This window comes from Cobetia sp. Ld8 (assembly GCF_045066615.1).
GTDB lineage: Bacteria > Pseudomonadota > Gammaproteobacteria > Pseudomonadales > Halomonadaceae > Cobetia > Cobetia amphilecti.
This window is the reverse complement of the sequence record NZ_JBISHF010000005.1, coordinates 213,556-225,975: the sequence shown is the minus strand read 5'-3', so window position 1 is coordinate 225,975 and position 12,420 is coordinate 213,556. Positions and strand designations below refer to the sequence as shown.

The 12,420-nt window shown below is 63.3% G+C and carries 10 protein-coding genes; 8 read left to right on the top strand and 2 right to left on the bottom strand.

From position 1 onward, the window contains the following. The first annotated feature begins 4 nt into the window (after positions 1-4). Both ACJJV2_RS01555 and ACJJV2_RS01550 read left to right on the top strand, forming a co-directional pair. Positions 5-262, top strand: a complete 258-nt coding sequence (locus ACJJV2_RS01555) for a YfhL family 4Fe-4S dicluster ferredoxin (protein WP_043334597.1) — start codon at positions 5-7, stop codon at positions 260-262. A gap of 527 nt (positions 263-789) precedes the next feature. Continuing rightward, entirely contained in the window at positions 790-3,720 is a 2,931-nt protein-coding gene (locus ACJJV2_RS01550; RefSeq protein WP_405277844.1) for an MASE3 domain-containing protein, read from the top strand. Between the two features lie 107 nt (positions 3,721-3,827). On the opposite strand, the gene ACJJV2_RS01545 is transcribed toward ACJJV2_RS01550, so the two are convergent. Next, positions 3,828-4,109: a hypothetical protein gene (locus ACJJV2_RS01545; protein ID WP_234368090.1), complete on the bottom strand. Its 282-nt coding sequence runs from the start codon at positions 4,107-4,109 to the stop codon at positions 3,828-3,830. Positions 4,110-4,382: 273 nt separating this feature from the next. Here ACJJV2_RS01545 and ACJJV2_RS01540 point away from each other — a divergent pair, with 273 nt between their 5' ends. From ACJJV2_RS01540 to ACJJV2_RS01525, 4 genes are all read left to right on the top strand, one after another. Continuing rightward, positions 4,383-5,717 carry an MATE family efflux transporter gene (locus ACJJV2_RS01540; RefSeq protein ID WP_303594902.1) on the top strand — a complete coding sequence of 445 codons (1,335 nt, stop codon included), beginning with the start codon at positions 4,383-4,385 and terminating at the stop codon, positions 5,715-5,717. A gap of 168 nt (positions 5,718-5,885) precedes the next feature. After that, positions 5,886-7,196: a short-chain fatty acid transporter gene (locus ACJJV2_RS01535; protein WP_303594904.1), complete on the top strand. Its 1,311-nt coding sequence runs from the start codon at positions 5,886-5,888 to the stop codon at positions 7,194-7,196. 259 nt (positions 7,197-7,455) lie between these two features. Continuing rightward, positions 7,456-7,980 carry an acyl-CoA thioesterase gene (locus tag ACJJV2_RS01530; protein WP_043332919.1) on the top strand — a complete coding sequence of 175 codons (525 nt, stop codon included), beginning with the start codon at positions 7,456-7,458 and terminating at the stop codon, positions 7,978-7,980. Between the two features lie 150 nt (positions 7,981-8,130). Beyond that, a complete protein-coding gene (locus ACJJV2_RS01525; protein WP_405277840.1) occupies positions 8,131-9,420 on the top strand; it encodes a methylated-DNA--[protein]-cysteine S-methyltransferase in 1,290 nt (429 codons plus the stop codon). 13 nt (positions 9,421-9,433) lie between these two features. On the opposite strand, the gene ACJJV2_RS01520 is transcribed toward ACJJV2_RS01525, so the two are convergent. Further along, on the bottom strand, positions 9,434-10,885 hold the full coding sequence (locus tag ACJJV2_RS01520) for a PLP-dependent aminotransferase family protein (RefSeq protein ID WP_405277838.1): 1,452 nt from the start codon (positions 10,883-10,885) through the stop codon (positions 9,434-9,436). A 156-nt stretch (positions 10,886-11,041) separates the two neighbouring features. Between ACJJV2_RS01520 and ACJJV2_RS01515 the strand changes: the two genes are divergently transcribed. After that, complete coding sequence (locus ACJJV2_RS01515) at positions 11,042-11,644, top strand: LysE family translocator (protein WP_405277836.1); 603 nt, start codon at positions 11,042-11,044, stop codon at positions 11,642-11,644. A 133-nt stretch (positions 11,645-11,777) separates the two neighbouring features. Next, positions 11,778-12,383: a glutathione S-transferase family protein gene (locus ACJJV2_RS01510; protein WP_043332924.1), complete on the top strand. Its 606-nt coding sequence runs from the start codon at positions 11,778-11,780 to the stop codon at positions 12,381-12,383. Positions 12,384-12,420: the final 37 nt, after the last annotated feature.

The following is a 12,420-nucleotide window of genomic DNA, read 5'->3' as shown; positions in this document are numbered from 1 at the left end:
CATCATGGCCCTGATCATCACTGATGAGTGCATCAACTGCGACGTCTGCGAGCCGGAATGTCCCAATGGGGCCATCTCGCCGGGGGAAGAGATCTACGTCATCGACCCGGACCTGTGCACCGAATGCGTCGGACACTTCGATGAGCCGCAATGTCAGCAGGTCTGCCCTGTCGACTGCATCCCGCTCGACCCGGCCAACAAGGAAAGCCAGGAAGAGCTGATGGACAAGTACCACATCATCACGGCCGCACTCGGCAACTGATTGCCGCCTGCTCCGGCAGCCGTCATGACGATGACATGGCCTGTACTGCGCCACATCCGTCGTGACGGCTGCTGCTTGCTTCTTGCCTGACACCTCCTGCTTTCTCCGCAAGCCCTCTCTATAAGCTCTTTCCTCAAGCTCTGCCCTGACTGACGCTTCAGCGCCTGATTCGCCAACGCGACGCCTCTTGCCGCGAGACACCAACGGGTAACGTAACCGACTGGCAGTAACACCGACTGGCAAAGACGCCGGCTGGCGACACACTTCGTTCGCGATCAAGACCTCCCGCTCTACCCGCCATTGCCAGCTCCCGCCGGCCTCCCTACTGGCCCCAGTGCTGACCCCGCTGCTGACATGGCCAGACAGATTCGTGGCTACCAACCTGCTCTCGGCCCCTGCCTAAACGGCTACGCAATTAATACCAAACGCTACGTCAGGTTATTTCCTGTTAGGATAATGTAAACAATCTATTCTATCCTGTAGTTAACCAGTCACCGGTCATCCCCTTTCACGCGCACGGATTGCCCATGTCCTCTCGCTCTCTCTCTACCGTTCTCAAGCGCCCCTTCCTGCAAACACGGACCTCCCTGCCCAATGCCGGCACGGGGATGCTGCTTGGCATGCTGGCAATCATGGCGGCCTTGATCGTGGTGCCGCGTCCGCAGCTGTTCAGCTCGATCGGTCAATACCTCGTCCCGCATTCGCTGGTGGAAATGAGCGCGATATTGGTGGCACTGATGTCTGCCGTCTCCATCTTCCAGGGGCATCGCCGAACGCTGCCGACCAGCTTTCTGGTCATGGGGTGTGCATTTCTGCTCTCCGCTTTCTTCGACGTGGTGCACATCTTCAGCTATGACGGCATGCCCGACTTCGTCAGCGAAGCCTCCGTCAGCAAGGCCATCCACTTCTGGCTGGCAGGGCGAACCGCCTTCATCATCGCATTGCTGGCTCCCTGCCTGCTGACATCCCGCCCCGTCCCGCGACGCTATCTGCCCGTGGCCTTTGGCTTGACGCTCGCCATCGGACTACTGGTGAGCTGGGCAGGCCTCTATCATCTGGAGTCTCTGCCAGAGACCTTCATCGTCGGCAGCGGCCTGACCGCCTGGAAGATCGGCTACGAGTGGGCCCTGGCGCTGAGCGCTGTGCTGGCCGCGGTACTTCTGCTCGGCGCGCGCCGACTGCCTGAAGGCACCAATGCCGGCTGGCTGGCGGTCGCGGCGCTGGCCACGGGGATTTCCGAACTGTGCTTCACGCTCTATGCCAGCGCCTTTGATGTCTTCAACCTGCTCGGCCACCTATACAAGGTGGTGGCCTACGCGATGATCTATCACGCCATCTATTCATCGCGCATGACCTACCCCTATCAGCAGCTGCAGAAGATGAGTGACGCCCTGGGCGAAGCCGAACAACGCTGGCAGTACGCGCTGGAAGGCTCAGGTGCAGGCGTCTGGGACTGGAAGCAGGATACCGATCACGTCTTCTACTCTCCGCAGTGGAAGGCGACGCTCGGCTTCCAGGAACACGAGATCGGCAGCAGCTTCGATGAGTGGAAGTCACGCATCCACCCTGATGACATGCCGCGCACCCTCGACGACCTGAAACAGCACTTTGAAGGCCACAGCGCAGAATATCGCAACGAGCACCGCATGCTGACGCGCAACGGTGAATGGAAATGGATTCTCGATCAGGGGCGCGTGGTGGAACGTGCCAAGGACGGCAGGCCCCTACGCATGATCGGTACTCACAGCGATATCGACTGGATCAAGGAGCAGCAGCAACGCCTGATCAGCAGCCGTGCCCGACTGCGCTCCATCTATCATTCCGCACCGGTCGGCATCATCGTCGCTGACCGGGATGGCACCATCGCGGATGCCAACTCGGCCATGCATGCCCTACTGGGAAAGAGTGATATCGAACTTTTCCAGCAATCTCTATGGGGTCTGTTCTCACTGGAAGAAGTCAGTCGCATGAAGCGTGCCTGGGGCCAGCTGCAGCGCGAAGGTGGTAGCTTCCAGGACGAATACCACATGCAGACTGACACGGGTCAGATGTTCTGGGCAGAAGTTACGCTCACGCCATTGGAAGGTGAGGAGCGCACCCTGGTACTGATCAACAATATCGAGGACCGCCGCCGCGCCATCGAGTTGCTCGAAGAGAATGCGACCCTGTACCAGGAAGTCTTCAGCACCGGCAACGCCATCAAGCTGCTGATCGACCCGGAGCTTGCCGAGATCATCGATGCCAACCCGGTCGCTGCCGACTTCTATGGCTACAGCATCGGCGAGATGTGCGGCATGCCACTGGGCCGTATCAACGTGCTGGCCAGCCAGTCGCTCTCCAAGCGCATCCGTGCGGTCGTCAACCGTACCGACAACCACTTCGAGGCCAGCCATCAGCTTGCCAACGGTGAATTGCGTGATGTCGAGATCTTTACCGGCCCGGTGGACCTGAACGGCCGCACCCTGCTGTTCTCCATCGTTCACGACATCACCGACCGCAAGCGTGCCCAGCGCGACCTGCAGGCCGCCAACCTCAAGCTGTCGCGACTCTCCGAGAGCCGCAGCCAGATCCATCACCTCGCGGAATGCCTGCTGACCTGCTCCCAGCTCGATGAGATCATCACCCAGCTCAATGTTCGTCTGCCCAGCCTGTTCGCCGGCTGCGAAGGCAACGTGACCCTGCATGACCCGAATGACATCAATCAGACGATGCATATCAACTGGGGGTCACCGCCCACCGACGCTCGTCACCTCAAGCAGACGCTGACGGTCGGGGATGGCCAGGTGGGGGAATTCGTGCTGCTGATCCCGCCGGAAGAGGACAGCCTGGAGCGCCTGCAGCCCCTGGCGGAAGATGTCAGCCACCTGGTGATGCTGGCACTGGCCGACCTGCAGCTGAAGCGGGGTCTGGCACATGAGGCGCGCAAGGATACGCTGACGCGCCTCTTCAATCGTCGTCACCTCGATGAGGTGCTGCCCCAGAAACTGGCCGAGGCTAGCATCGGCAACCCGCTGTCCCTGGTGGTGCTGGATCTCGACCACTTCAAGCAGGTCAACGATACCTACGGCCACGAGATGGGCGATCAGGTCCTCACGCGTCTGGCCAATCTGATACGTGAGTCGCTGCGCAGCTCCGATGAAGCCTGTCGCTACGGTGGCGAGGAGTTCGTGATCCTGATCCCCGGTGCCAGTGCAGCGGTGTCACGCGCACGCGTCGAGGCCATTCTCGAAGCCTTCCACGAAGAAGTCTTCGAGCATGAGACCCTGGGGCCGCTGACCGGCTTGAGCTTCTCCGCCGGGGTCGCCAACGCGCCGCATGACAGCCAGGCCACCGACGCGCTGTTCAACATGGCCGACAATGCGCTCTACCAGGCGAAACGCGCCGGACGCAAACGCGTGCTGTGCTTCAACTCACTGCCGCCCGCAGCCGATAGCCACGCCAGGCAACCCGCGCACTGACCGCCGCTTTCACCGCCCTTCAGACACGACAACGCCGACCCTCGAGGTCGGCGTTGTCGTGTCCAGCCATGAGCGGCGCGTGCTCACCAGCCGCGATCAGGACATCCTCAATCCCAATCGACCCGCGTGGTCTTGCAACCCAGGCAGCGAGCGAAGGTCGCCTGCGCCGGGGTCGCGACCAGTACGCGCGCCGTCTCATCGATATTCTGCCCCATGGCCGCGAAGGGAGCCGACACGACAAAGATGGCAGCACCGACGACGGTCGTGGCCAGCAACAGTGGACGCCCGATAAGGGCATCGGCCACCATCATGCCTGCGCTGGGTGTGTCGTCACCCTGCTCGCTGGGCAGCTCGATGGCCTGCACCGGCGTCGCCAGCACCAGCGTCATGCCAGCTGCTGCAAGCCCAGTGCGCAATCGCGTGCTTCGCTGAAGAATCGTGCGTTTCATAGTCAGTTCCCTTGCGTCCGGACGCTCCATGCGTCCCTGTTATGAGTCTTCGCGCCAGTGGATCTCTCGGCTGGCGCATGGCAGGCCTTGCCATCAAGTCACCAGAACTAGATTAGCGCTCCAGCGCCATTACGCCCAGCCCTGCCAGGCCTTATCCTGATCAACGCGACCGCTCCCGGCTGACGTTACCTTCACCCCTCATTCGGACCCAACATGCCCGCCCCTTCCCTGAAGACCGCCACACTGCCTTCCGCCGATCGCCATATGTGGCGCCTGGCCTGGCCCATCATCCTTTCCAACATTTCCGTGCCGTTGCTGGGGCTGGTGGATACCGCCGTGGTCGGGCATCTCGAGGATGCGGTGTATCTGGGCGCGGTCACGCTGGGCGCGGTCCTCTTCAGCTTCCTGTACTGGGGCTTCGGATTTCTGCGCATGGGCACGACCGGCATGACGGCACAGGCCCATGGCCGTGAAGACCACGATGGCCTGCGCACCTTGCTGGGCCAGGGCATCGGGCTGGCGCTGGCCATCGGGCTGGTGTTGATCATCGCCGGCTCGCCGCTGATCACCCTGGGGCTATCGCTGATGGAGGCCAGCGAGACCACGCGCGCCCTGGCCCATGACTACGCCAGCATCCGTCTGTGGTCGGCACCGGCGGTGCTGATCAACTACGTGATCCTGGGCTGGTTCCTGGGGCTGGGGAATTCGCGCGTCACGCTCGGCATCCTCGTGCTGACCAATGGCGTCAACATCCTGCTCGACCTGGCCTTCGTGCCCGGGCTGGGCATGACCAGCGATGGCGTGGCGCTGGCCAGCGTGATCGCCGACTACTGTGCGCTGGCCACGGGCCTGTGGCTGGTCGCCCGCCAGCTCAGACGCATGCCGGGGCGCAGTGATCGCGCAGCGCTGCTGTCTCTCCCCGCCTGGGGCGCGCTGATTCGCGTCAATCAGCATCTGTTCGTGCGCACCCTGTGCCTGCTGGGCGCGACGGCCTATTTCACCTCGCAGGGTGCCAGCTTCGGCGATGACGTTCTGGCGGCCAATGCTGTGCTGCTGCAGTTCGTGATGATGACGTCCTATGCACTGGATGGCTTCGCCCAGGCGGCGGAGTCAGAAGTCGGGCGAGCCGTCGGCCAGAACGACTGGCAACGCTTCGCGCGCAGCGTGGGGGCGGCAACCCGTTTCTCCTTGATCACCGCGACAGCGGCCAGCGGCCTGCTCTGGCTCTGCGGGCCGGCGTTGATCCACCTGCTGACCGACATTCCCGAAGTGCGCACGCTGGCCACCCTCTATCTGCCCTGGATGGTCGCCATGCCCCTGGTCGCGGTGTGGAGCTACCTGCTGGACGGCATCTTCATCGGTGCCACGGCGACGCGTGAAATGCGCAATACGCTGGTGGTATCCCTGCTGGCCTTCATCGGCCTGTGGCCGCTTCTCGAAGGCTTCGGCAATCATGGACTGTGGCTGGCCTTCCTGCTGTTCACCAGCGTGCGCTCTGCCGTACTCGGCGGCTACTACCTGCATCATCGCCGCCATCATTGGCGCTGATGCCATGCCAGTTGAAGCCTCCAGCAGGTTGATGCAGCGCTGAAAGGCTTGCCGCTAGCATTGGCGTGCCACTCGACCATCGCGCGATATTCTCCTGATAGTGAATGGACTAATGTGAGCGTGCCAACCCGTTTCCCATACTGATAAAAAGCCGACAGGGACTCTCACATGCTGCAATCGCTATCACGGCCAGCCGTCAAGCTGGTTGAGCGCTATCTGCCTGACCCCTATATCTTCGTCTTGTTGCTGACCGTCGTTGCAGCGGCAGCCGCCATGCTCATCGAACAGCGCTCCCCCACCGAGGTGATGCGCTATTGGGGCGATGGCTTCTGGAATCTGCTGACCTTCTCGATGCAGATGCTGCTGGTGTTGATCTCGGGCTTCATGCTCGCCAACACTCCGCCGGTGAAGAAAGGCCTGGCCAGCATCGCCTCGCTGGCCAGAACGCCCGGCAGCGCCATCATGCTGGTCACCTTCGTGTCGCTGATCGCCAGCTGGATCAACTGGGGCTTTGGGCTGGTCATCGGGGCACTGTTCGCCAAGCAGCTGGCCAAAATGATCAAGGTCGATTACCGCCTGCTGATCGCCAGTGCCTACTCCGGTTTCGTGATCTGGCATGCGGGCATCTCGGGCTCGATTCCGCTGACCATCGCCACCGCGGGCCACTTCACCGAGGACAGCATCGGCATCGTGCCCACCTCGGACACCATCTTCGCCTTCTTCAATATCGCCATCGTCGCGGCGCTCTTGATCATCATGCCGCTGGTCAATCGCGCCATGATGCCCTTCGAGAAGGAAAGCGTGTACGTGGACCCGGCCATGCTCGAGGAGAAGCACACCGAGATCAGCGACCAGCCTCGTCCCGCCGAGCGTCTCGAGAACTCGCCGATTCTCGCCTGGGTCGTCGGGCTGTTCGGCCTCGCCTGGCTGGTGGATCACTTCGTGATTCGTGGCGGCGGACTGAACCTGAACGTGATCAACTTCAGCTTCCTGTTCCTGGCCATCGTGCTGCATGGCACGCCGCGCAAGCTGCTGGACAGCCTGAATGAAGCCATCAAGGGTGGCGCAGGCATCGTCATCCAGTTCCCCTTCTACGCCGGCATCATGGCGATCATGGTGCAGTCGGGACTGGCCGCCACGCTGTCCGAAGGCTTCGTGTCGATTGCCACCGCCGACAGCCTGCCGTTCTGGTCCTTCATCAGTGCCGGCATCGTCAATCTGTTCGTGCCCTCCGGTGGCGGCCAGTGGGCCGTGCAAGCACCGGTCATGATTCCCGCCGCCCAGGCATTGGGTGCCGACCTGTCACGCGTCGCCATGGCCGTCGCCTGGGGCGATGCCTGGACCAACATGCTGCAGCCCTTCTGGGCATTGCCGGTGCTCGCCATCGCCGGCCTCAAGGCCAAGGACATCATGGGCTTCTGCCTGGTGCAGCTGCTGGTGACCGGCATCATCATCTCGCTGGGTCTGACGCTGCTCTGATACCCACCTGACGGCGGCGTCAGCTAGCCATTCAGATAGCCTTACCGATAACCCCGCAAGCTCCTTGCCCCCACAGGCGACTGTGGGGGCAAGGTCGTTTATAGATAGCTGATATGCCGCTCACGGGGTGCCAAGACGTCACGAATCCCGCAGACTAGCCATTATCCCTCTCTGCGCGGCATGCCAGAGCCATTGCTTCACCTGAGAGCCCCTGACAGCTCCCACTCACCTGACAGGCCCGTGCCTGAAGGACGCCCCCATGAGCGAGAACCAGCCAGAACAGACCGCCCTCAACGAAGCTCTGCCCGGCCAGCATCAGTTGATCATGACCGAGCTGATGACCCCCGACATGGCCAACTTCAGTGGCAAGGTGCACGGTGGCGCCATCCTCAAGAAGCTGGATGAAGTCGCCTACGCCTGTGCCAGTCGCTACAGCGGCAGCTACGTCGTCACCCTCTCGGTCGACCAGGTGCGCTTCAAGCAGCCGATCCACGTCGGCGAGCTGGTGACCTTCCTGGCCTCGGTCAATCACGTCGGCCGCTCCTCGATGGAGATCGGCATCAAGGTGGTCGCCGAATCCATCCAAGGTCGCCTGATTCGCCATACCAACAGCTGCTATCTGACCATGGTCGCGGTCGATTCCAACGGCCAGCCGGTGCCGGTGCCGCCACTCAACCTGGAAACCCAGGAACAGAAGCTGCGCTTCCACAAGGCCGCCATCCGCAAGAAGCTGCGCAAGCAGGCCGAGGAAGAAGAGAAGCGCCAGGAATCCATCGAGTTCTGAGCGACTCCCGGCAAATGCTACGAGCGCAATCCTGACAGTCAGCACAAGATACGGAGTGCACCGCCCCGAGCGGATGGCGATACTGATCGTGAACCTTGCACAGCGAGATGAACGATGACATCAGTGTCCGGCGAAAAGACAGCGGTAGGCATGACGGCACCACCTGCCGCTGGCGACGCTCAAGGGTGCGATGAGGCCATCTGGCAGCGTCTGCTGGCGCGCCAGCCGATCGCCGGGGAGGCGCTGCGCTACGGCGTGATCACCACTGGCATCTTCTGTCGCATCGGCTGCCCATCCCCGGCGCCACGCCGCGACAACCTGCGCCTGTTTGCCGATTGCCACGCGGCGCGAGCCGCGGGCATGCGCGCCTGTCGGCGCTGTCATCCTGAGCAGCCCGACAAGCCTGATCGCCCTCACGCCGACAAGCAGACCCGCCATCCCGTCAGGGCCACGCCTGGAGCACCGATGATGCCGGAATCGAACGCCCCACTTTCACACACCTCCACTGCCGCCCGCTCGACACCTGCAGATACTGTCTCAGCCCCCGCCTCGCCCTGGCCGCTGGCGGTATGTCGGCAGCTGGAGCGGGCCGTCGCCGCAGGCGAGCCCACCCCGACACTCGCAAGCCTGGCGGCGGAGCACGGGATAAGTGCCTCGCATCTTCAGCGCCGCTTCACGGCGCTGCTGGGCCTGTCACCTTCCGAGTACTCGGCGGGTCTGCGCCAGATGCAGTTCCATGCGCTGCTGGAGGAAGGCCATGGCGTGACCGAGGCGATCATCGCCGCCGGCTATCGTTCCAGCAGTCGCGCCTATGCGCGCAGGGACGGCATCACGCCCAGTGCCCGCCGCTCCGGCGGCAAGGGAGAAGACCTGCTGGCCCTGCATTGGCCGTGTCGCTTCGGGATACCGGAGCAGTCCTGCTGGCTGAGCGCAGGACTCAGCGCGCGTGGCGTGGTCGTCATTCAGCTCAGCGACAGTCGTGAGGCGGGCCAGCAGGCGCTGGAAGCACGTCTGCCCAAAGCCAATTGGCAGCAGATGGAGGCAGACGAGCAGGACGGCAGCGGTCACGCGGCCAGTCGCCTGCTGCATGCCTCACTGGGGGCACGGTTGCTCGCGCTGTGTGAGCAACCGGAGACCAGCCATGCGCTGCTGCTCGAACTGCCGCTGGATGTGCGTGGCACCGCCTTTCAATTGAGCGTCTGGCAGCAGCTCAACGCCACCATGAGTGGCGATACCCTTACCTACCGCCAGCTGGCCGAGGCGCTCGAGCGGCCGACCGCCAGCCGCGCCGTCGCCAATGCCTGTGGTGCCAATCCGCTGGCTCTGCTGACGCCTTGCCATCGTGTGGTACGCGGCGATGGCGGGCTCGGCGGCTATCGCTGGGGCGTGCCGCTCAAGCAGGCCAGATTGGCGCAGGAGTCCGGCACCCGCCGGGAGTGAGAGCGGCGATGTGCTAGAGCGTCATGGGGCGCAGCGCAGGCGGCGCCTGCAGCTGCTCGCGCACGATTTCCAGCGCGTGGGTCAGCGCCTCACGGCTCTCGGCGGCGCTCAGGCACAGCCGGATGGCCTGCGGTGGAGGCTCATTGCCGACACAGAAGGGCTCGGCGCTGGTGACGTGCACCCCCCGCTCGGCCAATGACGCGACCATCGCCTGACTGCGCTGCCCTTCGGGCAACTCGAGCCACAGATCGAACGAGGACGGCCGCGCCGCCGGCGACCACTCCGCCAGCAGCGTGCGGGCCAGTCGCTGGCGCGCGCGCATCTCCTCCATCTGCCACTCCACCAGCTGTCTCGCGTTGCCGCTGGTCAGCCAGGCACAGACCGTCTCCATCAACAGCGGCGCCACCATCCAGCTGTGGCTGCGCAGCACTGCGCCGATGCGGGTCAGTACCTCCACCGGCGCTCGCAATACGCCCAGGCGCAGGCCGCCGGCCAGCAACTTGGAGGTACTGAAGACATACAGGGTGCGCTCCGGCGCCATCTGATAGAGCCGCGTGCCGCACTCCTCGTCGGGCAGATATTGCACCCCATCTTCCAGAATCCAGAAGTCATGTTGGCGTGCGAGGGCGACCAGGGCCTCGCGCCGTGTATGAGACAACTGCGCCGCGCCCGGATTGTTCTGCTCGGCCATCACATAGACCATTCTGGGCGCCTGCTGACGACACAGCCGCGCCAGCGCCTCGACATCCATGCCGTCCTTGTCCAGCGGCACCCGCAACAGCTTGAGGCCACGTTCGGCGCTGGCGACGATCAAGCCGGGATAGGTCAGTGCGCCGGTAACCACGGCATCCCCGGGTGCCAGCAGTGCCGACAACGCCAGCGTGATGCCATTCTGGCCGCCCTGGGTCAGCATCAGCTCCTCGGGGTCGACCGGCATGCCGAGCTCGCCCATCCAGCTCGCCAGCAACTGACGGTGGCTGCCGTCGCCGAATTCATTCTGATACTCGACACTGCGCAGCAAGGCCTCGGGTGACTGGCTGATCGCGGCCAGCGCCGCCGCCATTCCCTGCTGCCGCGCGGGGTGAGGCGGTGGCAGGCTCATGGTGAGATCGATCACGCCGGATGCCGCCGGCAGCGCTCCCTCCTGTTCTGGCGCCAATCCATAGGCCTTGCTGGCACGCAGAGCATGCCCGAAGCTTCTGAAGGATCCATGCGCGCTCCGGGTGGCGCCGTTGATGTAGGTGCCGCTCCCGACACGCGCCGACACCAGGCCACTCCGCTCGGCCTCGGCGTAGCCTCGCGTCACCGTGCCGATGGTCACGCCCAGCGCATCCGCCAGCCGCCGTTGAGGCGGCAGTCGCTCGCCTTCCTTGAGTTGGCCCGCGGCGATATCGAGGCGGATGGCCTCCGCCAGCGCACGGTAACGCGGCATGGCGGGGTCCAGGGTCGGAATCCATATTGTCATGGTGACAAAAAACCTATTGACGGTAATTGTCATCAGATTATGCTCAAAACATGCCGCCAACAAGCCACAAAACACGGGAATATGCCGGCATCGAAAATTGAACCCATACAATTAGACACGCCATCTCGACAACGCCCACCACGCTGAAGGACACCCATGGAATCCCTCGCCTTTCTGGCCCCCGCCACGCTGTTCATGCTGTCGATGACCCTGACGCCCGGCCCCAACAACGTGATGTTGACGGCCTCGGGGGCCAACTATGGTTACTGGCGCACCCTGCCGCATATCTTCGGCATCCTGATCGGCTGCCTGGTGCTGTTCATCGCCATCGCGCTGGGGCTGGGGCTGGTCTTCGAGCGATATCCCATCGTGCAGACGCTGCTGAAGGCGCTGGGCAGTGCCTACCTGCTCTACCTGGCCTGGAAGATCGCCACCGCCCCGCCCCCTGACTTCGCCAGCCAGCAGGATGCGCGTCCGATGACCTTCCTCGCGGCGTGCCTGTTCCAGTTCGCCAACCCCAAGGCCTGGGTGATGGGCATGGCGCTGATGGCAAGCTTTCTGCCCGAGGAAGGCCCGGCACTGCTCAACGCCGTATTGCTGGCAGGCTTCGCGGAACTGGTCGCGCTGCCGTGCATCTCGCTGTGGGCGGGCTTCGGAACGGCCATCGGGCGCCTGTTGAATACCGAGCGTGCCTGGAAGATCTTCAACCGCGTGATGGGCGTACTGACCGCTTCCTGCGTGGTGATGATCCTCGGCTGATCCACAGCCTGCGCCTGGAGCACGCGAATGACACCGGAGCGTCGAACACTGTTCGAATAATCACTGTTCATGCAGGCGAGGTTGGTTAGACTGTCGAGACGCCAATTCCACGCTCGCACAGGACGCTCCCTGCATGCTGACACTCTACGGTGATCGCCGCTCCGGCAACTGCTACAAGGTCGAGCTGCTGCTGCACCTGCTCGAACGCCATCATCACTACATCGAGGTCGACATTCTGGCCGGCGACACCCGCACGCCGGAATTCCTGACCCGCAACGTCAATGGCAAGATTCCGCTGCTGGAGCTGCATCGCGGCGAGACGCTGTCAGAGTCGAACGCCATCCTGAATTACCTCGCCGATGGCAGTGACTATCTGCCGAGTGACCCCTTCCTGCGCGCCAAGGTGCTGCAGTGGCAGTTCTTCGAGCAGTACAGCCATGAGCCGTACATCGCCACCGCCCGCTTCATCAATCGCTACCTCGGTCTCCCCGATGAACGCCGCGCCGAGTACGCCGCCAAGCAGGATGGCGGCAAGCGCGCCCTGCGCGTGATGGAGCACCATCTCGCCGAGCATGACTGGCTGGTCGGGGACCGATTCACGATTGCCGATATTTCCCTTTATGCTTATACGCATGTTGCCGATGAAGGCGGCTTCGCGCTGGATGACTATCCCGCCATTCAGGCGTGGCTGGCACGTGTCGCGGCGCAGCCGGGGCATTTCGATATCCCGCGGGACTGATAGGATATGGCATCCCCGACGACCGCCGTTTGCCAGG